Origin of the sequence: Streptomyces sp. NPDC002680, from assembly GCF_042889145.1 — a bacterium.
In the GTDB taxonomy this organism is placed as follows: domain Bacteria; phylum Actinomycetota; class Actinomycetes; order Streptomycetales; family Streptomycetaceae; genus Streptomyces; species Streptomyces adonidis.
Window position 1 is genome coordinate 69,455 of the sequence record NZ_JBIAQP010000012.1, and the last position, 24,069, is coordinate 93,523.

The 24,069-nt window shown below is 70.5% G+C and carries 23 protein-coding genes; 19 read left to right on the forward strand and 4 right to left on the reverse strand.

Going from position 1 to position 24,069, the window contains the following annotated elements; genetic code table 11:
• The first annotated feature begins 90 nt into the window (after positions 1-90).
• From ACFYXF_RS29620 to ACFYXF_RS29655, 8 genes are all read left to right on the forward strand, one after another.
• Positions 91-1,290 carry a cytochrome P450 gene (locus ACFYXF_RS29620; protein ID WP_389354060.1) on the forward strand — a complete coding sequence of 400 codons (1,200 nt, stop codon included), beginning with the start codon at positions 91-93 and terminating at the stop codon, positions 1,288-1,290.
• On the forward strand, positions 1,287-1,775 hold the full coding sequence (locus ACFYXF_RS29625) for a VOC family protein (protein ID WP_389354062.1): 489 nt from the start codon (positions 1,287-1,289) through the stop codon (positions 1,773-1,775). The genes ACFYXF_RS29620 and ACFYXF_RS29625 overlap by 4 nt, the downstream gene beginning before the upstream one ends.
• Positions 1,768-2,916 (forward strand): acyl-CoA dehydrogenase family protein, encoded by a 1,149-nt coding sequence (locus ACFYXF_RS29630; RefSeq protein ID WP_389354064.1) that lies wholly within the window; start codon positions 1,768-1,770, stop codon positions 2,914-2,916. The genes ACFYXF_RS29625 and ACFYXF_RS29630 overlap by 8 nt, the downstream gene beginning before the upstream one ends.
• A gap of 120 nt (positions 2,917-3,036) precedes the next feature.
• Entirely contained in the window at positions 3,037-4,551 is a 1,515-nt protein-coding gene (locus ACFYXF_RS29635; protein WP_389354066.1) for a class I adenylate-forming enzyme family protein, read from the forward strand.
• A complete protein-coding gene (locus ACFYXF_RS29640; protein WP_389354068.1) occupies positions 4,548-5,840 on the forward strand; it encodes a MaoC family dehydratase N-terminal domain-containing protein in 1,293 nt (430 codons plus the stop codon). The genes ACFYXF_RS29635 and ACFYXF_RS29640 overlap by 4 nt, the downstream gene beginning before the upstream one ends.
• Before the next feature lie 2 nt (positions 5,841-5,842).
• The gene (locus tag ACFYXF_RS29645; protein WP_389354069.1) at positions 5,843-6,607 is read left to right on the forward strand and encodes a crotonase/enoyl-CoA hydratase family protein; all 765 of its coding nucleotides are present in this window, start codon (positions 5,843-5,845) and stop codon (positions 6,605-6,607) included.
• Positions 6,608-6,674: 67 nt separating this feature from the next.
• Positions 6,675-7,838 (forward strand): CaiB/BaiF CoA transferase family protein, encoded by a 1,164-nt coding sequence (locus ACFYXF_RS29650; protein ID WP_389354071.1) that lies wholly within the window; start codon positions 6,675-6,677, stop codon positions 7,836-7,838.
• 49 nt (positions 7,839-7,887) lie between these two features.
• Complete coding sequence (locus ACFYXF_RS29655) at positions 7,888-9,030, forward strand: thiolase family protein (RefSeq protein WP_389354073.1); 1,143 nt, start codon at positions 7,888-7,890, stop codon at positions 9,028-9,030.
• A 97-nt stretch (positions 9,031-9,127) separates the two neighbouring features.
• Here the strand turns inward: ACFYXF_RS29655 and ACFYXF_RS29660 are convergent, their stop codons facing one another.
• Positions 9,128-10,297, reverse strand: a complete 1,170-nt coding sequence (locus ACFYXF_RS29660; protein ID WP_389354075.1) for an acyl-CoA dehydrogenase family protein — start codon at positions 10,295-10,297, stop codon at positions 9,128-9,130.
• Between the two features lie 237 nt (positions 10,298-10,534).
• Here ACFYXF_RS29660 and ACFYXF_RS29665 point away from each other — a divergent pair, with 237 nt between their 5' ends.
• The 5 genes from ACFYXF_RS29665 (at position 10,535) to ACFYXF_RS29685 (ending at position 16,168) form a co-directional block, all read left to right on the forward strand.
• The gene (locus tag ACFYXF_RS29665) at positions 10,535-12,007 is read left to right on the forward strand and encodes a FadR/GntR family transcriptional regulator (protein WP_389354077.1); all 1,473 of its coding nucleotides are present in this window, start codon (positions 10,535-10,537) and stop codon (positions 12,005-12,007) included.
• A gap of 82 nt (positions 12,008-12,089) precedes the next feature.
• Complete coding sequence (locus tag ACFYXF_RS29670; protein ID WP_389354079.1) at positions 12,090-13,238, forward strand: acyl-CoA dehydrogenase family protein; 1,149 nt, start codon at positions 12,090-12,092, stop codon at positions 13,236-13,238.
• 10 nt (positions 13,239-13,248) lie between these two features.
• Positions 13,249-14,016, forward strand: coding sequence for an SDR family NAD(P)-dependent oxidoreductase (locus ACFYXF_RS29675; RefSeq protein WP_389354080.1), 768 nt, complete (start codon positions 13,249-13,251; stop codon positions 14,014-14,016).
• Positions 14,013-15,191: an acyl-CoA dehydrogenase family protein gene (locus ACFYXF_RS29680; RefSeq protein ID WP_389354082.1), complete on the forward strand. Its 1,179-nt coding sequence runs from the start codon at positions 14,013-14,015 to the stop codon at positions 15,189-15,191. The genes ACFYXF_RS29675 and ACFYXF_RS29680 overlap by 4 nt, the downstream gene beginning before the upstream one ends.
• The gene (locus tag ACFYXF_RS29685) at positions 15,188-16,168 is read left to right on the forward strand and encodes an NADPH:quinone oxidoreductase family protein (RefSeq protein ID WP_389354084.1); all 981 of its coding nucleotides are present in this window, start codon (positions 15,188-15,190) and stop codon (positions 16,166-16,168) included. Before ACFYXF_RS29680 ends, ACFYXF_RS29685 begins: the two co-directional genes overlap by 4 nt.
• Before the next feature lie 22 nt (positions 16,169-16,190).
• Here ACFYXF_RS29685 and ACFYXF_RS29690 read toward each other — a convergent pair whose 3' ends face one another.
• Positions 16,191-17,054 (reverse strand): mycofactocin-coupled SDR family oxidoreductase, encoded by an 864-nt coding sequence (locus ACFYXF_RS29690; RefSeq protein WP_389354086.1) that lies wholly within the window; start codon positions 17,052-17,054, stop codon positions 16,191-16,193.
• 175 nt (positions 17,055-17,229) lie between these two features.
• On the opposite strand from ACFYXF_RS29690, the gene ACFYXF_RS29695 reads away from it, so the two are divergent.
• From ACFYXF_RS29695 to ACFYXF_RS29710, 4 genes are read left to right on the forward strand one after another with little or no spacing between them, the layout of a single operon-like run.
• Positions 17,230-18,375, forward strand: a complete 1,146-nt coding sequence (locus tag ACFYXF_RS29695) for an amidohydrolase family protein (protein ID WP_389354087.1) — start codon at positions 17,230-17,232, stop codon at positions 18,373-18,375.
• Positions 18,372-18,617: a hypothetical protein gene (locus tag ACFYXF_RS29700; RefSeq protein ID WP_389354089.1), complete on the forward strand. Its 246-nt coding sequence runs from the start codon at positions 18,372-18,374 to the stop codon at positions 18,615-18,617. Before ACFYXF_RS29695 ends, ACFYXF_RS29700 begins: the two co-directional genes overlap by 4 nt.
• Before the next feature lie 7 nt (positions 18,618-18,624).
• Complete coding sequence (locus tag ACFYXF_RS29705; protein ID WP_389354090.1) at positions 18,625-19,437, forward strand: mycofactocin-coupled SDR family oxidoreductase; 813 nt, start codon at positions 18,625-18,627, stop codon at positions 19,435-19,437.
• Positions 19,438-19,451: 14 nt separating this feature from the next.
• Entirely contained in the window at positions 19,452-19,640 is a 189-nt protein-coding gene (locus ACFYXF_RS29710) for a ferredoxin (RefSeq protein WP_389354092.1), read from the forward strand.
• 92 nt (positions 19,641-19,732) lie between these two features.
• Here ACFYXF_RS29710 and ACFYXF_RS29715 read toward each other — a convergent pair whose 3' ends face one another.
• Positions 19,733-20,611 carry a VOC family protein gene (locus ACFYXF_RS29715; protein WP_389354094.1) on the reverse strand — a complete coding sequence of 293 codons (879 nt, stop codon included), beginning with the start codon at positions 20,609-20,611 and terminating at the stop codon, positions 19,733-19,735.
• 169 nt (positions 20,612-20,780) lie between these two features.
• On the opposite strand from ACFYXF_RS29715, the gene ACFYXF_RS29720 reads away from it, so the two are divergent.
• Positions 20,781-21,650 (forward strand): alpha/beta fold hydrolase, encoded by an 870-nt coding sequence (locus tag ACFYXF_RS29720; RefSeq protein WP_389354096.1) that lies wholly within the window; start codon positions 20,781-20,783, stop codon positions 21,648-21,650.
• Between the two features lie 48 nt (positions 21,651-21,698).
• Positions 21,699-22,307 carry a TetR/AcrR family transcriptional regulator gene (locus tag ACFYXF_RS29725; protein ID WP_389354098.1) on the forward strand — a complete coding sequence of 203 codons (609 nt, stop codon included), beginning with the start codon at positions 21,699-21,701 and terminating at the stop codon, positions 22,305-22,307.
• A 54-nt stretch (positions 22,308-22,361) separates the two neighbouring features.
• On the opposite strand, the gene ACFYXF_RS29730 is transcribed toward ACFYXF_RS29725, so the two are convergent.
• Positions 22,362-23,963 carry an FAD-dependent oxidoreductase gene (locus ACFYXF_RS29730; RefSeq protein WP_389354100.1) on the reverse strand — a complete coding sequence of 534 codons (1,602 nt, stop codon included), beginning with the start codon at positions 23,961-23,963 and terminating at the stop codon, positions 22,362-22,364.
• Positions 23,964-24,069: the final 106 nt, after the last annotated feature.

A 24,069-nucleotide genomic window follows, 5' to 3' on the forward strand; every position in this document is an offset into this window, starting at 1 on the left:
GTAGGACACACCTGACCTCGTGCGACGTGACGGACCTAGGACACACCTGATCCCGTGCGACGTGACGGACGTACGACGAGAGGAGCCGTGATGAGCACGACACTCGAACCCGACGGAACCCACGACGGAGTCCCCGCCTACCACTTCGACAACCGGCTCAGCGGGCCGGTCCTCAGTCACCAGCGGCGCTGGGACGAACTGGCCGGCACCCACTCCGGGTTCCGGAGCACCATCGCGCAAGGGTACTGGGTCGTCACCGAGAGCGAGGCGATCCAGCGGGCGCTCCAGGACTGGCGGACGTTCTCCAGCGAGTCGGTGACGGTCCTCAACCCGAATCCGAAGTTCCTGTGGATCCCGGAGATGCTGGACCCGCCCCACCACACCGAGTGGCGACGGCTGTTGGGCAAGCACTTCTCGCCGAAGGCCGCCGCCGCCGAGGAACCGAAGTACCGCAGGATCGCCGGCGAACTCATCGACGGTCTGAAGGACGCCGGAAGCGCCGATGTCCTCGACGCCTTCGCCCGCCAGTTCCCGACCCGGATCTTCATGGACCTGATGGGGCTGCCCGAGGCGGACCTCGGCCAGTTCCTCCACTGGACACACGATCTGCTGCACCTGACCTACGACGAAGACCCCGACGGACAGCGGCAGTTGGCCGCCATGACCGCCGTGTCGGACTACTTCGACGAGCAGATCGCCCTGCGCCGCGAGACCCCCCGCGACGACCTGCTCTCGCGGGCGATGACCTGGACGATCGACGGCGAGAAGATCAGCGACCGGGACATGCACGCGTTCTGCGTCCTGTTCTTCCAGGCCGGCTTCGACACCGTCCCGATCTCGGTCGGCTGGTCGCTCTACCACTTCGCCACCCACCCCGAACAGCGCAAGGCGATCGTCGCCAACCCCGCGCTCATCTCCACGGCCGTGGAGGAGATCCTGCGCGTCTACTCGCCCGTCGTCCCGGCCCGCAAGGCCACCCGCGACGTCGAGATCGGCGGCTGCCCGGTCCGGGCCGGCGACATGGTGATGCTCCCGGTCGCGGTCACCAACCGCGACCCCGAACGGTACGACAACCCGCTGGAGGTGGATCTGCACCGCGAGACCACCAACCACATCGCCTTCGGCTCGGGCCCGCACCGCTGCCTCGGCTCGCACCTCGCCCGCCTCGAACTCAACGTGGCGATGGAGGAGTGGCACCGGCGCATTCCTGACTACGAGATAGAGCCCGGCCAGGACCTCGAAGCGCACGGCAACATGTACGGCGTCAAGCAGCTACGGCTCACCTGGTGAGCGGCGCGGTGACCCATGTCCTGAGCGCGGCCGACCTCTATCACACGGGGATCGTGGTCCGGGACGTCGACGAGTGGAAGGCCAGGCTGACCGAGGTCGCCGGCTACCAGTGGACCGAGACCATGACCGCCGAGCTGCCGGTGCGCATGGCGGACGGCGAACGTGTGCTCGCCCTGCGCTGGACGTATTCGCTCGACGCCCCGCACATCGAACTCGCGCAGGAGATCCCGGGAACGCCCTGGACGGCGACCGGGCACATGGCCACACACCACCTCGGCTACTTCTGCGACGACGTCCCGACGACCTCGAAGCGGCTGGTGGAGGCGGGCTTCCCGCTGGAGGCCTGTGCCGTGATCGACGGAGAGCCGTCGATCTTCGCCTATCACCTGGCGTCCGACGGCCTCCGGATCGAGATCGTGGACCGCGCCCGGATGCCGGACTTCGCCGCCTATCTGCGGTCGAAGACGCCCCGCAGAGATGGATGACGCACACGTGGCACCGACCCTCACCACGTCCACCACCTTCACCGAGGAGCACGAGGCACTCCGCTCCACGCTGCGCCGCTTCCTCGCGGACAAGGCGCCGAGCGAGGCGGTGCGCCGCTCGATGGAGTCCGACGAGGGCCACGATCCGGCGCTCTGGCGTCGGATGGCGGACCAACTCGGCCTGCACGGCCTCGCGTTGCCGGAGGAGTACGGCGGATCCGGCGGCGGTGCGGTCGAGTTGGGCATCGTCCTGGAGGAGCTGGGGCGGGTCCTGCTGCCCTCCCCGTACTTCGCCACGGTCGCCCTCGCCGGCCAGGCCCTCGCCGTGTCCGGCGACGACACGGCGAAGGCGCGCTGGCTGCCCGCCATCGCCGACGGTTCGCTCACCGGCACCCTGGCGCTGGCCGAGGCGGGCGGGTCGTGGCGCGTCGAGGACGTGGCGGTCTCGGCGACGCGTGATGCGGAGGGCTGGCGGGTGTCGGGCACGAAGATGTTCGTGATCGACGGTCACAGCGCCGACCTGCTCCTGGTCGTGGCTCGCGCCGACACCGGCCCCGGCCTGTTCGCCGTCGACGGCACCGCGCCCGGGGTGACCCGCACCCGGCTGGAGGCACTCGACCCGACGCGGCGGCTGGCCCGGATCGACCTCGACGGCGCGGTGGCGACACGGGTCGGCCCGGGGGGAGACGCCACGGAGTACCTCCGTACCGTCCTCGACCGTGTAGCCGTGGCGCTGGCCGCCGAGCAGGTCGGCGGCGCGCAGGCCTGCCTGGACGCCGCGGTGGAGTACGCGAAGGTCCGGGTCCAGTTCGGCCGACCCGTCGGGTCGTTCCAGGCGATCAAGCACAAGTGCGCCGACATGCTGCTCCAGGTCGAGGCCGCCCGCTCGGCCGCCTACCGCGCGATGGCCGTGGCCGACGGGGAACCGGCCGAACTGCCGGTGTCCGCCGCGCTCGCCGCCGCCTACTGCGGGAACGCCTTCACCCATGCCGCCAAGGAGAACATCCAGATCCACGGCGGCATCGGCTACACGTGGGAGCACGACGCGCATCTGTACCTGAAGCGCGCGAAGTCCTCGGAGCAGCTCTTCGGCAGCCCGGCGACGCACCGGGCCCGGCTGGCCGACCTGGTCGGAATCTGATCCATTTCAGGTCACTGAATCAAGTGGTTCTCGTCACTCAGTGCCCGAATGTGCCGGTCCGGCGGTAAATGATCATTAATTCAGTGTACTTTATAGGCCTGGTGACGAAAGGCTGCTCCCGTGGGAATTCGCGACCGCCTGTCCCGGCTGCTGACCGAGGCCCCCGCCGACGCCGAGGCGATCGAGTACGAGGGCGACTGGTGGACCTGGGGGCAGATCCAGGAGACCGCGCGCGGTGTCGTCGACGCGCTCGACGTACTGGGACTGCCTTCCGGCGCCCGCGTCGGTGTCGTCCTGGAGAACCGGCCCGAGCACGTGGCCGTGGTCGCCGCGGTGATCGCCTCCGGGCGCTGTCTGGTGATGCTGAGCCCGTTGCAGCCACCGGCGCGGCTCGCCGCCGACATCGCGCGCTGCGAGCCGCCCGTCGTCGTCGCCGGTGCCGAAGTCCTGGCCCGCGAGGGCGTGTTGAGCACGGTGACCGCCTACGGCGCGGCCCTGGAGACCGGCACCGACGGCATCATCAAGCTCGCGGGCGGTGCGCCGTCCGCCGGGGCGCCCCTCGCCGGCCCGGACGTCGCCGTGGAGATGCTCACCTCGGGCACCACCGGCCCCCCGAAACGCGTACACCTGCGCATCGGCCAGCTCGACCAGGCCCTCGTCTCCGGCGGCCAGACCCCGAAGGACGCACGGCTGCTGTCGCGGTCGGCGGCGCTGGTGGCCACCCCGCTCGTGCACATCAGCGGCCTGTGGCGGGCGCTCGCCTGTCTCGCGACCGGTCGCCGCATGCTGCTGATGCCCCGGTTCGCCGTCGAACCCTGGGTGGGCGCGGTGGAACGGCACCGGCTGCGGGCGGCGAGCCTCGTACCGGCCGCCATCCGCGCCGTACTCGACTCCGGCGTCCCGAAGGAACGGCTGGCGAGCCTCCAGGTCGTCACCTCCGGCACCGCGCCCTGCCCGGCGGAACTCGCCGACGCCTTCTTCCGTACGTACGGCATCCCCGTCCTCATGACCTACGGGGCCACCGAGTTCGCCGGCGCGGTGGTCGGCTGGACGCTGCCGCTGCACGAGCGGTGGTGGCAGCGCAAGGCGGGCAGCGCCGGACGCGCCTTCGACGGCGTCGAGTTGAGGGTGACCGGCGAGGACGGCGCCGAACTGCCCGTCGGCAGGCGCGGCCGCCTGGAGGTCCGCACCGAGCAGAGCACCGGGGGCGGCCGGTCCTGGACGCGGACCAGCGATCTCGCCCGGATCGACACCGACCGGTTCGTCTGGATCGAGGGCCGCGCGGACGACGCCATCATCCGCGGCGGCTTCAAGGTGCAGCCCGAGACGGTCCAACGCGTCCTGGAGACCCACCCCGCAGTCCGCGAGGCGGCCGTCGCGGGGCTGCCGGACCCGAGGCTCGGCGAGGTGCCGGTCGCGGCGGTCGAGACCGAGCCGGGCGAAGTCCCCCCGGACACGGCCGACCTCGTCGCCCTCTGCCGGTCCCGGCTCACCCCGTACGAGGTGCCGGCGCACATCGTCGTCGTCGACGCGCTGCCCCGGACCCCGTCGAGCAAGGTCAGCCGCGTGGACCTGCTGGAACTGGTCCGCGCCCGGCTCGCACAGCAGCAGCGCGTCAAGGAGGAACAGCGATGACGGGTACGGGAGTCACGGACACGGCGGGGAAGGCGGCCGAGCGGTTCGGCGTCCTCACCGACGAGGCGGTCGAGCGCTCCCGCCGACGCCTCGGCGTCCCGCAGCCCCAGCACAACCCCCCGCACAACTACGAGGTGACCTGGGACGGCGTACGGCACTTCGCGTACGGCTACGGCGACGACAACCCCCTGTACTGCGACCCGGACCACGCGGCCCGCACCCGCTGGGGCTCGCTCGTCGCGCCGCCCACCTTCCTCTACACGATGGGGGAGGACGCGGCCCCGAAGCCGGATCCGGAGACGAAGGCGCTGCTGAAGGGCGATCCCTTCGCCGGACTCGGTTCCTACCAGGCGGTGATGGAGTTCGAGTGGTGGCGTCCACTCCAACTCGGCGACCGCTGCCGGGTGTTGCAGACCCAGGTGGGCGTCCACCTCAAGCCCAGCAGCTTCGGCGGGCGCACGGCACACGTCGTACGCGACTACCTGTACGCCAACGGGCGCGGCGAGATGCACGCCCTGCGCCGGGGCACCTGGATCAACGCCGAACGGCACACGTCGAAGAAGCGGGCGAAGGAACACCTGGCCCAGGAGCCCTACACGGCCGAGCAGTTGGCCGAGATCGACGCCGCCTACGCGGCCGAGACCCGGCGCGGCGCCGAACCCCGCTACTGGGAGGACGTCGAGATCGGCGACGAACTCCAGCCCCGGGTGAAGGGGCCGCTGACCACCACGGACGTGGTCGTCTGGCATCTGGGCTGGGGCATGCAGCTCACCCCGCCCGGCGCCTTCGGGATCGCCGCGCGCGTCCGGCGCAAGGCCCCGGGACTGTATCCGCCGAACCCCATGAACATCCCGGACACCGTGCAGCGGCTGCACTGGGAGCCCGCTCGGGCGAAGGAACTCGGGCTGCCGAACCCGTACGACTACGGCGGCATGCGCGAGACCTGGCTGTGCCATCTGCTCACCGACTGGATCGGCGACGACGGCTGGTTGTGGCAACTCCGGTGCGAGCACCGCAAGTTCAACTATCTCGGCGACACCACCTGGGTGCGCGGCACGGTCGTCGACAAACGCCGGGTGGCCGGGCGGGCCGAGGTGCACATCGAGGTGCGGTGCGAGAACCAGCGCGGCGAGGTCACCACACCCGGTACGGCCGTCGTCCTGCTGCCCACCCGCGACCGCGCGGTCGACCTCCCGGCACCGCCGGCCGAGGACCTGGACGGCATGGTCGCCCATGAACTGGCCCAATTCGCCGTGACCGGCGATCAGTTGCACGATTCGAGGAGGTAGGCGTGTCGGACGAGGTGCTGGTGGAGCGCCGAGGCGCGGTCCAGGTCATCACGATCAACCGCCCGGCGGTGAAGAACGCCCTGGATGCGGGAGTGGCCGCCGGAGTGGCGGCAGCGGTCGACGAGTTGGACGAGTCGGACGATCTGCGGGCGGGCGTGCTCACGGGCGCCGGCGGCACGTTCTCGGCCGGCATGGACCTCAAGGCGTGGCTGCGGGGCGAGTCACCCGCGATCGAGGGCCGAGGCCTGTGCGGGATCACCCTGACCCCGCCGCGCAAACCGCTGGTCGCCGCCGTCGAGGGCTGGGCCCTGGCCGGCGGCTTCGAACTCCTGCTGGCCTGCGACCTGGTGGTCGCCTCCCGCACGGCACGGCTCGGCGTCCCCGAGGTGCGGCGGTCCCTGGTCGCCCGCGCCGGCGCGGCCCTCCACCTCCCGCGCCGCATCCCGTACGCCATCGCGCTGGAACTCCTCCTGACCGGCGAACCGATCACCGCCGTACGGGCGGCCGAGGTCGGCCTCGTCAACCGGCTGACGGACGAGGGCGGCGCGCTCGACGGAGCCCTCGCCCTCGCCGCGACGATCGCGGCCAACGGCCCGCTCGCCGTCGCGGCCACGAAGGAGATCGCGAGCCACGCCGCCGACTGGACGCTGGAGGAGGGCTGGGCGCGGCAGTTCGAGATCGCGGCTCCGGTGTTCAAGTCGGAGGACGCCCGGGAAGGGGCCGCCGCGTTCGCGGAGAAGAGGGCGGCGGTCTGGAAGGGCCGCTGACCATGTCGTACGTACGAATGGGCAATTGGGTATCCGTAATGTGGTCGGAGGCTGGGAGGGCGTGACCATGACGACGGGAACGGGGCCTCTCGCCGGCTGCCGGGTGGTCGAACTCGGTGGCATCGGACCGGGGCCGTTCGCCGGGATGCTGCTGGCCGACCTCGGGGCGGAGGCCGTCCGGGTGGACCGGCCCGGGCGGGCGGACGAACCGGACGCAGGCGGCCCGGCGGATGTGCTCAACCGGGGGAAAAGGTCGGTCGTACTCGACCTCAAAGACCCCGCCGGAGCCGCCGCGCTCCTCCAACTCGTCGAGCGTGCCGACGTGTTGATCGAGGGGTTCCGCCCCGGAGTCACCGAACGCCTCGGCATCGGACCGCACGACTGCCTGGCCCGCAACCCCCGCCTGGTCTACGGCCGGATGACGGGCTGGGGCCAGGACGGCCCGCTGGCGGCGGCCGCAGGACACGACATCACCTACATCGCGCTGACGGGCGCGCTGGGCGCGATGGGGGAGGCGGGCGGACCACCGCAGATCCCCCTGAACCTCGTCGGCGACTTCGGGGGCGGCGGCGCCTACCTCGTGATCGGCGTCCTGGCCGCCCTGCACGCAGCCACGCGCACCGGAAAAGGACAGGTCGTCGACGCGGCCATAGTCGACGGCACCGCCCACCTCCTCGCCAGCACCTTCGCCAAGCTCGCGCGCGACGAGTGGAGCGACGAACGAGGCGTCAACCGTTTCGACGGCGGCTGGCCCTTCTACGCCGTGTACGAGACCCGGGACGGCCGCCATGTGGCCGTCGGCGCGCTTGAACGCAAGTTCTACCGCCGCCTGGTCGAACTGCTCGACCTGGGCGTCGATCCGGACCGCCAGCACGACCGTTCGACGTGGCCGCAGCTGCGGCAGCTGCTGGAGAAGCGGTTCGCGGAACGCACCCGGGACGAGTGGGCGGCCCTGTTCGAGGGGACCGACGCGTGCGTGGCCCCCGTACTGAGCCTCACCGAGGCGGCGACCCACCCCCATCTGGCCGCGCGCGCAAGCCTGTTCACACGCGACGGAGTGGTCCAGCCGGCCGCAGCGCCCCGCTTCTCGGGGACGCCTTCAAGCGCGGGCCGGGTGGCCCCGGAGGTCGGCGCGGACACCCGAGAGGTGTTCCGCGACTGGGGAGTGCGCTTCCCGGACGACCGACCCGAGCACCCTGAACAGCCCAAGCAACCTGAACAACCCGAATAGACCTAGTAGCCAGAGATACCCAACTGACCCGACTGACCAGGGAGTTGTCATGCGAGACGCCGTCATCGTCGACGCCGTACGCACTCCGATCGGCAAGCGCAACGGCTCGCTGGCATCGGTGCACGCGGCGGATCTGTCGGCCGAGGTGCTCAAGGCCCTCGTCGAACGCACCGGGATCGACCCCGGCACGGTGGACGACGTGGTCTGGGGCTGTGTCACCCAGATCGGCGACCAGTCCAGCAACGTCGGCCGCTTCGCCGTACTCGCGGCGGGCTGGCCCGAACATGTCCCGGCCGTCACGGTCAACCGTGCCTGCGGCTCCAGCCAACAGGCGGTCGACCAGGCCGCGCACGCCGTCATGTCGGGGCAGTACGACATCGTGGTCGCGGGTGGCGTCGAGACCATGAGCAGGGTGCCGCTCGGCTCGCACCGGACCACGGGACAGCCGTACGGACCCGCCGCCATCGCCCGCTACGACGGCTTCGAGTTCAGCCAGGGCGTAGGCGCCGAACTCATCGCCGAACGCTGGAAGTTGAGCCGCCACCGGCTCGACGAGTTCGCCTCGGAGTCGCACGCGAAAGCGGCGGCGGCGATCGACGCGGGCGTCTTCGACGACCACATCGTGCCGATCGAGGTGGACGGCACCAAGTTCACGACGGACGAGGGCCTACGACGCGGCACGACCCCCGACACCCTGGCCAAGCTCAAGCCGCCCTTCAAGGAGGACGGCGTGATCCACGCCGGCAACGCCTCCCAGATCTCCGACGGCGCCGCGGCTCTGCTCATCACCACCCCGGAACGCGCCCGCGATCTGGGCCTGACCCCCATCGCCCGCTACCACACCGGAGCGGTGAGCGGCGCGGACCCGATCACCATGCTCCTGGGCCCGATCCCGGCGACCGAGAAGGTCCTCCACCGCTCAGGCCTGACGATCGAGGACATGGGCGTCTACGAGGTCAACGAGGCCTTCGCCCCGGTCCCGCTGGCCTGGCTGGCGGAAACGGGAGCCGACCCCGAGCGCCTCAACCCCCTGGGCGGAGCGATAGGCGTAGGCCACCCCCTGGGCGGCTCGGGCGCCATCCTGATGACAAGGCTGTTGGCAAGGATGCGCCAGCAGAACCTGCGCTACGGCTTGCAGACCATGTGCGAGGGCGGCGGCACGGCAAACGCAACGATCATAGAGCTGATCTGATCCAGCAGGGGGCGCCTGGAGCTTTTAGGGGCGCGGGGAACGGCGCGACAAGCCACGACGGCGCAGCAGACAAAAAACAACACCTCAGCCACCCCAACTACCGAGGCAACCCCAACCCCCGCTCAGCAACCTGCGTACGCAAAACCTCATTGGCCCCACCAGCAATGGTGAACGCCCGCGAGTACAGATGCGCGTCCTGCCACCACCCACCCGCCAGAACCCCCACATCCCCCTCGACAAGCAACCCCTCAGTCCCCTGCAACCGCACACCGAAGTCGGCCAGATCATGATTCAGCTCGCTGAAGAAGATCTTCCCGAGGAGCGCGTCCGCGGGCTCCTCAGCCCCATGCAACATCCGAGACTGCGCCAGCGAAATCATCGCCGCATTCACCTGCACCCGCGCAGCCAACTCCCCGACAGCCTGCCGGATCGCCGAGTCCTCCAGTGAGGCCCCGGCAAGCCGCACCAGATCATCCAGTACGGCGAACAGCTCGGCCCCCCGCGCGGCCACCCCCGACCGCTCACGCCCAAGGCTGCTCATCGCCACCCGCCACCCGTCGTTCACCCGCCCGATGACGTTCGAGGCCGGAATCCGAACCCCGTCGAGGAACACCTCGTTGAAGTCGGTGGTCCCGGTGATCTCGCGCAACGGGCGGATCTCGACCCCCGGACTGCGCATGTCCAGCGCGAACGCGGTGATCCCCTTGTGCTTGGGCGCGTCACCGTCGGTACGGGCGAGCAGGTACCCCATGTCGGCGTGCTGCCCGTTGGTCGTCCACACCTTCTGGCCGTCGACGACGTACACCGCGTCGTCGCCCTCCCCTTCCAGCCGCGCCCGCGTCCGCAGCGAGGCCAGATCACTCCCCGCCTCGGGTTCGCTGAACAACTGGCACCACACATCCACGCAGCTCCGGATGCGCGGCAGGAACCGCGCCCGTTGTTCGTCGGTGCCGAAATCCAACAGCGCGCCCGAGGCCAGCGAGGCCGCGCCGACCGGCGGCCAGGTGCGGGCGCGGGCGATCTCCTCGGCGACGACGAACGGTTCGAGGGGATGGGCGTCGGGCCGGCCACCGTACTCGGCGGGCCAGTCGATGCCGAGGAAGCCCGCCCCGTACAGTTTCGCGGTCCACTCCCTGATCGCGGGCATCAGCGCGGGCTCGGGGGCCCGTACACCGGAGTGGGTCTTGACGCCGGGCGAGTGTTCCGCGACGAAGGCCCGTACTTTCCTGCGGAACGCCTCGAGTTCGGGGGTGGACTCCAGTCGCATCGCTGCCGGCTCCTTAACGTCGTCGTCATGCGCACGATCTCGAAATGAGGGTACTCTAACGGCGTCGACTGGCTCCCGCCAGAGACCAGGAACACGTAACAGCGAGAACGGGCAACACCGACCCGATCTCGGTGTCAGCCGCCCAACCCGCACGCCACCTGTGCCAACCCGCACGTCACCCGTGCCACCGGCGAATAGACTGGGGATCCGCAATACCCCCTCTGAGGAGTTGGCCCCATGGCGACTGCCGTCGATCGCGAACCCGCCGACGGCGAGGCCGGTGTCCCGGTCGGCAAGCTGGCCGCGCAGACCGCGCAGCGCATCGAGGCGACCGTGATCCGCCAGGGCTGGCCCGTCGGCGAGTCCCTGGGCTCCGAGGTCGACCTGCGCGAGCGCCTGGGCGTGAGCCGTGCGGTGCTGCGTGAGGCGGTACGGCTGGTCGAGCACCACCAGGTCGCCCGGATGCGGCGCGGCCCGAACGGCGGCCTGATCGTCTGTGCCCCCGACGCGGGACCGGCGACCCGGGCCATGGTGATCTACCTCGAGTACGTCGGCACCAGCGTCACCGACCTGCTCCAGGCCCGCCAGCTCCTCGAACCGATCGCCGCCGGCCTCGCCGCCGACCGCATCACCGAGGAGGGCATCGCCACCCTCCGTGCCACGCTCGACAGTGAACTCGCCCACTGGGACGACCCGTCGGTCCACTCGCAGGACCCCCTGCACCCGGTGCTCGGCCAACTGTCCGGGAACCCGGTGCTGCACCTCTTCATCGACGTGCTCACGCGCCTCACCGCCCGGTACGCGCACACCTCCCGCCGTACCTCGAAGGCGGAGATGCACGCGGCGAAGGAGACCTCGCACCGGGCCCACCGCGCGGTCGTCGAGGCCGTGATCGCCGACGACGGCGCCCGTGCGCAGACGGAACTCACCGCACATCTGGAGTCGGTCGCCGCCTGGATCGAGAAGCACCGGGTACGGCGCGGGCAGCGCATCGCGGGGAACGTGATCGAGCCCGAACTGGTCGAGGGCCTGCGGGCCAAGCTCGCCGAGGTGGTCGCGTCCCGTATCCACGACGACATCGCCGCGCGGGGCTGGCAGATCGGCATGGTGCTCGGTTCGGAGGCCGATCTGCTGGCCCGCTACGGCATCAGCCGGGCCGTGCTGCGGGAGGCCGTCCGGCTCCTGGAGTACCACTCGGTGGCCCGGATGCGCCGGGGTCCCGGCGGCGGCCTCGTCGTCACCGCCCCGGAGCCGCAGGCCAGCATCGACACGATGGCCCTCTTCCTCGAATACCAGGGCGTCACCGCCGACGACCTGCGGATCGTGCGCAACGCCATCGAACTCGGCATCATCGCCAGGGTGACCGCCCGGCACGCGGCGGGCGACACCGAGGTCGTCGAGCGCCTCACGAAGGCCGTCCGGTGGGCCACCGAGGGCCCGGCCGACGACCTCCGCAAGGCCGACCTGTTCCACTCCGAACTGGCGGCCCTGTCCGACAACCCGGTGCTGTCGCTCTTCCTCGCCATCATCACCGAACTGTTCCGCCGGCACGCCTCCGGCCATGACCGCCCACTGCCCGGAGACACGGCGGCCGAGGAGGTCCAGCACGTGCACCAGCGCATCCTCGACGCGATCGTGCAGGGCGACGCCGGGGTCGCCCGCCACCGCATGGGCCGCCATTTGGATGCACTCATTCCCTGGTGGCACTGATACTTCCCCTGCCTACGGCAAGAACCCCTAGACCGAGGAAGGTAATTACGTATACTTAATAGGGTCCACTGAAGGAGCTTCGATGCGCCGGACCCTGTTCGAACAGGATCATGAGGACTTCCGTCTCCTGGTCCGCGAATTCCTCTCCCGCGAAGTGCTCCCGGTGTACGAGGACTGGCGCCGCGCCGGCCTCGTCCCCCGCGATCTGTTCACCGCGCTGGGCAAGCTCGGCATCATCGGCACGGCGATACCCGAGGAGTACGGCGGGGGCGGTCAGGACGACTACCGCTTCAACGTCGTCATCCAGGAGGAGTGCGCCCGCGCCGGGGTGACCCTGGGCGGTCTGCGCACCCATCTCGACGTCGTCGTCCCGTACTTCACCGGACTGGCCAACGCCGAGCAGCGGGCCCGCTGGTTCCCGGGGCTTGCCTCGGGCGAGCTGTACACCGCCGTCGCGATGAGCGAACCCGGGACCGGCTCGGACCTCGCCGGTGTCACGACGAAGGCGGTCCGCGACGGCGACCACTACGTCCTCGACGGGGCGAAGACCTTCATCACCGGCGGCCACCACGCCGACCTGGTGATCGTCGTGGCCCGCACCGCCACCGACCCGGACAACCGGCGCGCCGGGCTGTCCCTGCTGGTGGTGGAGAAGGGCATGCCCGGGTTCACCGTCGGGCGGAAGCTGGAGAAGATCGGACTCCAGGTCCAGGACACGGTGGAGCTGTCCTTCGACGGCGTCCGCGTCCCCGCCGCCAACCTGCTCGGCGAGGAGGGCGCCGCCTTCTCCCTCCTCGGCCGCAACCTGGCCCAGGAACGGCTGGCCATCGCGGTCGGCGCCGTAGCCCAGGCCCGCGCCGCGATCGACCTGACCGTCACCTATGTGCGCGACCGGACCGTATTCGGAAAGCCGGTCGCCCACTTCCAGAACACCAAGTTCGAACTCGCCGCCCTGGACACTGAACTGACGGCTGCTCAGGCACTCCTGGACGCGGCGATCACCGCGCTCGTCGCCGGTGAGCTGAGTCCCGTGGACGCGGCCAGGACCAAGCTGTTCTGCACAGAGACACAGGGCCGGGTCGTCGACCGCTGCCTCCAACTGCACGGCGGCTACGGCTACATCCTCGAATCGCCGATCGCCCGGCTGTACACGGACGCCAGGGTGACCCGCATCTACGGCGGCACCAGCGAGGTCCTGAAGACCATCATCAGCAAGTCCCTGGGCCTGTAAGGAGTTTGATGTGAACATCGACGGATCGTCGGCACTGGTCACCGGGGGCGCCTCCGGCCTCGGCCTGGCCACCGCCCGCCGGATCATCGAGCGCGGCGGCAAGGTCGTCCTCGCCGACATCTCCGAGGAACAGGGCGTCAAGGCGGTCGCCGACCTCGGTGACGCCGCCCGCTTCGTCCGCGCCGACGTCACCGACGAGGCAGCGGTCTCGGCCGCCCTCGACACCGCGGCCGAACTCGGCCCGCTGCGCTTCGTCGTGCACTGCGCGGGCCGCGGCGGCGACCGACTCCGGATCATCGACCGCGACCGCAACCCCGGCGACATCGACACCTTCGCCGAGGTCGTACGGGTCAACCTGATCGGCACCTACAACGTGCTGCGCCTGGCCGCCGCCCGACTCTCCGGCAACGAGATCGTCGACGGCGACCGGGGCGCGGTGGTCCTGACCGCGTCGGTCGCCGCGTTCGACGGCCAGATCGGCCAGACCTCCTACACCGCCTCCAAGGCCGGCGTGCACGGCATCACCCTGGTCGCCGCCCGCGACCTCGCCAGCTGGCAGATCCGCGTGAACACCATCGCCCCCGGAGTCATGGACACCCCGATGCTCGGCCGGCTCCGTGAGGACATCCGCGACGGCCTCGCCGCCTCCGTCCCGCACCCCAAGCGCCTGGGCGACCCGGACGACTACGCTCGCCTCGCCGTCGAGATGCTGGAGAACCCGTACCTCAACGGCCAGACCGTCCGCCTCGACGGCGCCATCCGTATGGCACCGCGATGACCGACGCGCGCTTCCGCACCGAACTGCGCGACTTCCTGACGGACCATCACCCCGGTCGCCGCCCCAAGGACCGTGCGGAACGCCTCACTTGGCAGAAGAAGTGGCTGGCCACCCTGTACGACGCCGGGTTCGCCGGACCGAGCTGGCCGCGCGAGTACGGCGGCATGGGCCTGTCCTTCGCCCACCAGGTCATCTACCAGGAGGAGTACGCGCGCGCCCGGGTGCCGGGACCGCTCGGCACCGGGCTCGGCATCGCCGCGCCCACCCTCATCACCTACGGCAGCCCCGAACAGAAGGAGCGCTTCCTGCGCCCCATGCTGCGCGGCGACTCCGTCTGGGCACAGGGCTACTCGGAGCCGGCGGCGGGCTCGGACCTGCCCGCGCTGCGGACGACCGCCCGCCGGGAGGGCGACGGACCAGAGGCTGTGTACGTCGTCAACGGGCAGAAGGTGTGGAACAGTTCGGCCGACATCGCCGACATCCTCTTCACCCTGGTCCGCACCGGACCGCCCGACTCCCGTCAGGACGGCATCAGTTACCTCCTGATCGACGCGCACGCCCCGGGCGTCACCATCAAGCCGCTGCGCGACCTCACCGGGGACGCGCACTTCTGCGAGATCTTCCTCGACGACGTCCGGGTCCCCGTCGCCGACAGGATCGGCGAGGAGAACGGCGGCTGGCCCCTGGTGCGCACCAGCCTCGGCCACGAACGGGCCGCGGGCGCCATGAACCAGGCCGCGCTGTACCGGCGGGTGCTGGACGAACTCGTCGAACTGGCCCACGAGCGCGGCGCGACGGCGGACCCGCTGGTCCGCGACCGGCTCGCCGACTTCGAGATCCGGGTCCGGATCATGCGGCTCACCGGGATGCGCACCATCGCCGACATCCTCGCCAAGGGCGAACCCGGCCCGGCCTCCTCGACCTCGCGACTCTTCATCGCCCTGTTCGAGCAGGACCTGCACGAGTTCGCCGTCGACCTCCTGGGCCCCTACGGCATCCTCGGCCGCCGCGATCCGCACGCCGTCCAGCGCGGTCGCTGGGTGTGGGGCTTCCTGCGCACCCGGGCCTCCACGATCGGCGCGGGCACCGCCGAGATCCAGCGCAACACCATCGCCGAACAGGTCCTGGGCCTGCCCCGTGACCCGGCGATGCCCACCGCCGAGAGGACACGATGAGAGCCGCACGCTGTACGGAGTACGGGCCCCCGGCAGGCCTGGGCGTCGTCGACCTCGACGACCTCGAACCCGGCCCGGGGGAGGTGCTGGTTCACGTCCGCGCCGCGGCCGTCAACTTCCCCGACGTCCTGCTCGTGGCCGACCGCTACCAGGTCCCCGCGCCCCTGCCGTTCACGCCCGGCAGTGAGTTCGCCGGCGTCGTGGCCGCGCTGGGGCCCGGGGTGACCGGCCCCCCGGTGGGCTCACCCGTGGCCGGGGCAGTGCTCACCGGCGCCTTCGCCGAGCAGGTCGTGGTGCCGGTGGCGGGGCTGCGGCCCGTCCCCGACGGGCTCGACATGGTCCACGCCGCCGCGTTCCACGTGACCTACGCGACCGCCTATCACGCCCTGACCACCGTGGGGCAGGGCGTGGCGGGGGAGTGGGCGGCGGTGCTCGGTGCGGCGGGCGGGGTCGGCTCCGCCGCCGTCGACGTCGCGACCCGGCTCGGGATGCGCGTGGTCGCGGCGGCGTCGAGCGAGGAGCGGCTCGCGGTCGTCCGCAAGCTCGGGGCGGTGGCGGGCGTGGACTACGTCCGCGAGGACCTGAAGAACCGGCTGCGTGAACTGACGGACGGCGGCGTCCACTTGGTGGTCGACCCGGTCGGCGGCGACCACGCGGAGGCCGCCCTGCGCGCACTGCGGCGGGGCGGCCGGTTCGTCACGGTGGGCTACGCCGACGGGAAGATCCCCCGGATCCCGCTGAACCTGGTGCTGCTCAAGGACGCGGTCGTACGGGGCTTCGAGATCCGGATGCTGCGCCAGTACGCCCCGGACGCGGTGGCCGCAGGCGACCGGGCGCTCGCCGCGATGGTCCGCGACGGGATGCGCCCGCTCGTCTCCCGCGTCCACCCGCTCGCCGACGTGGCCGCCGCCCTGACCGACGTCGCGGAACGCCGGACCACCGGGAAGGTGGTCATCGACATGACGGGCGGCGCCTGATCTTCGTTCGCGTGAACTCCGGTCAGAAGGTGGGCATTTGGGGGCGCCGCTTGACGTACCCGCCCGCGTCGACGCGCATCTGCATACCGGTGACGTAGCGGGACTCGTCGGAGACCAGGAAGAGGACGGTGTCGGCGATGTCCTCGGGCTCGACGTAGGGGATGCCGAAGCCGGTCGTCGCGGGGAAGTTGGGCAGCGCGTCCTCGCGGGTCGGCTCCGCCAGGTCGGGCCGGAACGAGCGGTACATCAGGTCGCTGTTGAGCATGTCCGTGTTGACGTTCGTCGGATGCAGCGCGTTGACCCGGATGTGCCGGGACGCCAGCACCGTCGCCAAGTCGTGGACGAACGCGGCCACTTGGCGCTTCGCGAACGAATAGCCCAGGCCTCCCGGTCCGTTGGCGGGGTTGTCGACGGTCGCCGGGATCAGCCCGGCGATCGACCCGGTCGCCACGATCGAGGCGCCGTCGGGCAGATGCGGCAGCGCCGCGTCCACGGCGTGCACCACCCCGTTGAAGTCGACGGTCACGGCGTCCAGGAAGGCCTGCGCGGTCTGCCCCGGGCCCAGCGGGCAGATCCCGGCCTGGGCCACCACCGCGTCGAGCCGCCCGAGTTCGGCCACCCCGTCGGCCACGGCCGCCTTGAGCGCCGCCGGATCGCGTACGTCGGCCTTGCGGGCGACGATGCGCCGCCCGAGCTTCTCGACCTGACGCACCGTCTCGTCCAGATCGGACTCGGTGGCCAGCGCGTAGCCGTTGGTGGGGATGTCCTCGCAGAGGTCCACGGCGATGATGTCGGCGCCCTCCGCGGCGAGCCGGATCGCCTGGGCCCGGCCCTGGCCGCGCGCCGCCCCGGTGATGAAGACGACCTTGTCCTGCACTCGACCCATGGGGTCTCCTTCCGTCGGATAAAAGAGTAGCCTGAATCTCGATGGATGGATCTGGCTCACCTCCATGATCCGAGAGAAGCTAGGGGTTTCATCACCTTCTTCCACTGAGTGGGACCCGATCAGTACACGCAATGTGCCGATGCTGGAGAGTCTCCGAGACCGAGGGAGCGCAAGGATGCCGTTGCAGCCATGGATGAAGTTGCTGTCGACCGACGATCACCTGATCGAGCCCCCACGACTGTGGACCGACCGCCTGCCCGCGAAGTACCGGGAAGCGGGCCCGCGCAGCGTCGAACAGCCGCGTGGGGAGGGCCAGTCGCCCGCCGAGGTGTGGGTCTACGAGGACCGGATCTACCCCTACATCGGCCTCAACGCGGTCGCGGGCAAGAGCCCCGAGGAGTTCGGCCTCGAACCGACGCGCTACGACGAGATGATCCCCGGCTGCTACGACCCGAAGGCCCGCATCCGCGACATGGACCTCGACGGGGTCTGGGGGGCGCTGTGCTTCCCCTCCTTCCCGGGCTTCTCCGGCCATGTCTTCCTCGACGGCAAGGACCGTGAACTCGCCCTGCTGTGCGTCCAGGCGTGGAACGACTTCGTCCTCGACGAGTGGTGCGCGACCGCGCCCGGCCGGCTCATCCCGCTGGTCATCATGCCGATGTGGGACGTCGATCTCTGCGTCGCCGAGATCCACCGCACCGCCGCCAAGGGAGCGAAGGCGATCTCCTTCCCGGAGAACCCCGCCCCGCGCGGCCTGCCCTCCTTCCACACCGACTACTGGGACCCGATGTTCTCCGCGGCCGTGGAGACCGACATGCCCCTGTGCCTGCACTTCGGCACCTCGGGCAAGCCGCCGAAGACCGCCGAGGAAGCCCCGTTCGCGGTCACGATCACCCTGTTCGGCACCAACGCCATGTACGCCACCGCCGACCTGCTCTTCTCCCCGGTGCTCCACAAGCACCCCAAGCTGAAGATCGGCCTGTCCGAGGGCGGCATCGGCTGGATCCCGTATTTGCTGGAGCGAGCCGACGGCACCTGGGAGCGGCACCGCTTCTACCAGAACGTCAACCAGAGCGTGAAGCCCTCCGAGCTGTTCCACAAGCACTTCCACGGCTGCTTCATCGACGACCGCTTCGGCGTCGAGGTCCGCCACCACGTCGGCATCGACAAGATCACCTGGGAGTGCGACTACCCCCACTCCGACTCGTACTGGCCCAAGAGCCGCGCCTACGCCGCCGAGGTCCTCGCCGACGTACCGGACGACGAGGTGCACAAGATCGTGGAGCTGAACACCCGCCGCCTGTACAACCTCCCCGCATGAGCAGGCGCCCGGAGTCCGAGCGCTCCGACTGGACCGACCTCGACCTGCTCACCCGCGAGGAGGCCCACGGCAGGCTCCTCACGGAGATCGCCGACACGGACGTACGCCTCGCCGAACTCGGAGCCGACGACGAGGCCGAACGCGAACTCCTCCAGCGACGGCTGACCGCACTGCACGAGGCCGCCGACGACCTCCTCGGTCCGGCAGGCCCGGCCGACCCGACCGATCATTCGAAGAACTGAGGCTGCCATGGGGCGAGTCGAGAACAAGGTCGCGCTCATCACGGGAGCGGCGCGCGGTCAAGGGCGTTCCCACGCCGTGCGGTTGGCGGAGGAGGGCGCGGACATCGTCGCCACCGACGTCTGCCGGGACATCAGCGACGTGCTGCCCTACTCCCTCGCGGCGAAGGAACAGCTGGAGGAGACCGCCGAGTTGGTACGGGCGACCGGCCGCCGCTGTGTCACCGTACTGGCCGACGTCCGCTCGATCACCGAGATGCGGGCCGCCGTCGACGCGACGTACGAGGAGTTCGGGCGGCTCGACGTGGTTGTCGCCAACGCGGGCGTCATGAGCTCGGGTTCGGCCTGGCAGCTGACCGAGGAGGCCTGGGACGTCGTCGTCGACGTCTGCCTCAAGGGCGCCTGGAACACGGCGCGGGCGGCGCTCCCGAGGATGATCGAGGCGGGCGCCGGCGGCTCGATCATCATGACCAGCTCGGCCGCCGGGATCCGCGGCCATGTGCCGTACGCGCACTACGTGGCCGCCAAGCACGGGGTGGTCGGCCTGATGAAGGCCCTCTCCAACGAACTCGGCACGCACCACATCCGGGTGAACACCGTCCACCCCACCGGCGTCAGCGACACGGGCATCACCGTGGGCGTGCCGATCGATGAACTCGCCGCGCGCGAGCCGATGTTCGCCCTCGCCGCGATGAACACCCATGCCCCGTACGTCGAACCACGGGACGTGTCGAACGCGGTGCTGTTCCTCGCGTCGGACGAGGCGAGGTATGTCACCGGCCTCCAGTTCACCGTGGACGCGGGATCGACCAACAAGCCGTAGAACAGGAGTGGTTCGTGAAGATCACCATCGACAAATCGGCCTGCTCGGGACACGCGCGGTGCGCGGTGGCGGCACCCGAACTCTTCCGCCTCGACGACGACGGCTACGCGCTGCCCTTCGACGGAGAGGTCCCGGAAGGTCTCGAAGGAGCGGCCCGTGACGGTGAACGGGCCTGCCCGGAACGGGCGATCACCGTCGAGTGAGACGGCGGTGAACATGCCCCGGCAGTGACATTGACTGAGCCCCACGCCCCGGACCGATTTCCAGGGGGCGTGGGGCTCAGGGCTTTTCGCGCTCAGCCGGCGGCCGGCGGCATCGGCGGCGGAGTGAAGTGGTGGCCCCAGAACGCGCCGTCCGTGATCTCGTACACGGGCACCGGCTCGGGCACCTTCAGGCCGTTCCAGCCGAACTCGACGGCGTAGTTCTCCGGCGACCAGACGTAGAACGACACCATGTGGTCGTTGGTGTGCTTGCCCAGCGTGTGCATCATCGGGACCTCGTACTTCCCGGCCCGGTCGAGCGCGCGCCCCACGTCGTCCAGGGTCGCCCCCTCGACCATGAAGTGCAGCAGCCGCCCCGGACCCGGCATCGGCGTCACCCCGAGGGTGTGGTGCCGGGGGTTGCAGCCCATGAACCAGGTCGTGCCGCCCGGCGAGCGCATCGTGTTCCGCTCGATGAAGCCCAGGACGTTGACATAGAACTCGAACGTCGTCCGCGCGTCCTCGGCGGAGATGATCGCGTGCCCGAAGCCCATGTCGCCGGTGACGAACTTCGACACCAGCGGGGTCTGCACCGGCACATGGTCGAGGGTCGTGCCGTAGAACAGCTCGACCGGGTTGCCGCCCGGGTCGTTGAACTTGACGAAGCCCGTGACCCTGCGCGCCGCGGCCTCCGCCTCGGTGCCGGCCGTCACCTTGATCCCGGCCTTCTCGACGTCCGCGACCAGGCCCGCCAGTTCGCGCTCGTCCAGGACCTCGAAGCCCAGCGCCGTCATCCCGGGCTGTGCCCCCGGGGAGACCACGATGCGGGCCGGATAGTCGTCCATCCGGAAGTGGAGCGACTCGGGATCGGCGCCCTCGACGGGCATCAGACCGAGGAAGTCGCCCCCGAAGGCCTTCCACTTGTCGATGTCGTTGGACTCAAGACGCAGGTACCCGAGTGAGCGAACACCCATCAGGTCCTCCCCTCACGTTGCTTCGCATTGGTCAGGTCCGGGCGGCCCGAGAGCCCCCGGCATCGCTACGTCCACGACGCTAGACAGCCCGCGCCGCCCCCCGCCGGGACCGTCCCACTGATCGGGAGCCCACCGGCGGGCGCCACCGTCCCGGTGCCACCGTGCTGTCATGACACTCACCTCCCTGACGTACGAGGACACCCTGCGCGAACTCCCCACGGACGAGGGCGTGTTGCGCTACCACGAGGCCGGCGACGGACCGCCGCTGCTCCTGCTGCACGGGTCGGGGCCCGGTGTGACCGGCTGGCGCAACTACCGGGGCAACCTGCCCGTGTTCGCGAAGCACTTCCGCACCCTCGCCCTGGAGTTCCCCGGCTTCGGCGTGAGCGACCCGACCGACGAGAACCCGATGATGGCGGCCCCCAAGGCCGTACTGCGCTTCCTCGACGGTCTCGGGCTCAGCAAGGTCGACGTCGTCGGGAACTCCATGGGCGGCTTCGTGGCCGTCGGGCTCGCGGTCGCCCACAAGGACCTGTTCCGCCGGGTGGTGACCATCGGCGGGGTGGGCCGCAACATCCTCTCCCCGGCGCCCAGCGAAGGACTCAACCTCCTGGTGGAGTTCACCGAGAACCCCACCCGCGAGAACCTCGTCCAGTGGCTGCGCTCGATGGTCCACGACCCGGCCCTGCTCACCGACGAGCTGATCGAGGAACGCTGGGTCAGCGCCACCGACCCGGCCACGCTGGAGGCGTCCCGCCGGATCTACGGCCGGCAGGCGATGGCCGCGATGATGGCTGCCCAGGCCCACTCCGACCAGCCCATCTGGGCCGCCCTCCACAAGATCACCGCGCCCACGCTGCTGACCTGGGGCCGCGACGACCGGGTCACCCCGCTGGACAACGCGCTGCTGCCGATGCGCACCATCCCCAAGGCCGAGCTGCACGTCCTCCCGGACTGCGGGCACTGGGCGATGATCGAGCAGAAGGCGGCCTGGGAGAGCGCGGTCCTGGCCTTCCTGACCCGCCCCGAGACCTCCTGAGGGACAGCGCGGGGCGGCGGGACTCGACGACATGGGGGGGGCGACGACGTGGCGAGACCCGCGGAGGTACGGCAGCCCGCCGCTCCGATGTCGAACCGCCAGGCCGCCCGCCGGGTACGCATCCTGCGCGCCGCCGCCGAACTCGGCGCGCGAGAGGGCCTCGCCCGGGTGCAGATGCACGACGTGGCCAAGGAGGCGGGCGTCGCGATCGGCACGCTGTACCGCTACTTCCCGTCCAAGCCCTACCTGTTCCTGTCCGTCCTCGAATGGCACATCGACCAGTTCCTCGGGGGCCGTGACGCAGGCTGTCCCGCCGCCGACGGGACCGACCCGGCGACGGAGGTGGCCGGGACACTCATCGAGCTGAGCGGAAAACTGCTGGCCAGCCCGCTCCTCGCCTCGGCGGTGGCGCTGTCGTCGTTCACCGAGTACGCGAGCGCCGTCCCGACCCGGTTCGACATCGTCGAGCGAGCCCTGGGACAACGGCTCCTGCACCTGCTCGGCGGCCACGCGGACGCGGAGACCGCGCGCAGCAGGGTGCGGCTGCTCGTCTACAGCTGGTGGGGCCTGTTCGTGGCCATGCTGACCGAGGAGATCACCACCGAACAGGCGGAGGCGGACCTGCATCTGGCGGCGCGGCTGATCGCCGCGCCCTGACGGACGTACACCAGTGCCCGGGACACGACAGGTGTCCCGGGCACTGGTGCGGGATCAGTCCTTCGCGCCGGCGATGTCCAGTACCGCCAGGTAGGAGAAGGCGACACTCGAACCGATCGGGGTCCCCGCACCCGGATACACCCGCCCGGACATCGCGGCCATGGTGTTCCCGCTCGCGTAGAGCCCGTTGATCGGGCTCCCGTCCGGCCGCAGCACGCGCGCGTGTTCGTCGGTCTTCAGACCGCCCTTGGTACCGATGTCGGACGGCAGGATGGTCGCGACGTAGTAGGGCGGGGTGTCGAGCGGAGGCAGCAGCGGGTTCGGCCAGTCGGTCGTCGGCGGCGCCGGGAAGCTCAGCTCGGGATGGGCGGGGAAGCCCAGCACGTAGTTGGCGATCTGGTCCCACGGCGTCTCGCCCCGATGGAACCTCTCGTCGACTCCGGTGGGCGCGTACTTGTTGAACTCCTCGATGGTCCCGCGCAGGGTTTCGAGCGGTACGTCGATCAGCTCGGCCAACTCCTCAAGGGTGTCGGCCTTCCTCAGCGCGCCCGACTCGAACCACTCGGGGGCCACCGGCTGGTCGGCCGGGCCGCCGAAGCCGTCCCGGTCGAGCTGCCGCTGGTCGAACACCCAGTGGGCCGGGATGTGCGAGACGCCCGTGGTCCTGTGCAGGCGGAGGATCTCGCGCCCGGCCTGGTCGTAGGGAAGGTTCTCGTTCATGAAGCGCTCGCCCGCGGCGTTGACCCAGATCCCGCCTCGGGTGCCCGTGTGGAAGAGCGGAAGACCGTCCGGCCACACAAGCCCCGGCACACACCAGGCCTGGTCGAGCAGTTCGGTGGCGGCACCGACCGCCATCCCCGCCAGCAGGGCGTCGCCGGTGTTCTCCGGGGCACCGTTGGACCACTCGCCGGTGAGGGGCGGCTGGTGTTTCGCGCGCAGTTCGGGATCGCGTTCGAAACCGCCGGCGGCGAGGATCACGCCCCGTTCGGCACGGATCCGGACGCGCTCGCCCTCGCTGACGGCATCGACGCCGACGACCCTGCCGTCCTCGACGACAAGGCTCTCCAGCGCGGTGTTGAGCCGGAGCGTGCCGTTCCCGGTCTCCAGGAACGCGGCCAGCGCCCTGCCGATCAGCGCGCGGCCACCGTTGAGCACCGGTCCCTGGTCGCGGCCCCACCGTTCCATCGGAAGGGGGTTGCGCACCAGCCGGGCGTGCTCGCCGAGTTCGGCGGCGGGAACCTCCGCCGGGAAGATGGTGTGTCCCGCGGGGGAGGCGCAGGGGGCCGCCGCGTAGTACTCAGGTACGGGCCCGTACACGAAGGACCCGAACCGCGGGTTCCGCTCCAACTCGTCGATCACCTGTGCGCCGGCCCGCAGATAGGCGTCCTGGAGCCGCTCCCGGGAACTGTCGTCGACGACACTGCGCAGATACGTCCGCGCCTTCTCGACGTCATTCTCGACACCGGCCCGCTCCAGCGGCGCGGAACCCGGAAACCAGAGCCCGGCGCCCGAGTAGGCGGTGGTGCCGCCCACCCGGTCGGTCTTCTCGATGACAAGCGTCCGCAGCCCGCGCGAAGCCGCCACATACGCCCCGACCAGCCCTCCGCCGGACCCTACGACGACCACGTCATAGACATCTTCGTTGATGCTCACCATGGACCTCTCCTCCAGCCTTTCAGCAGCTAGCCGACGACGGTAACGAGCCGCCCCGCCCCCGCAGTTCAGCCATCTCGCTCACCGAGACCCCCCGACCCACACCCCA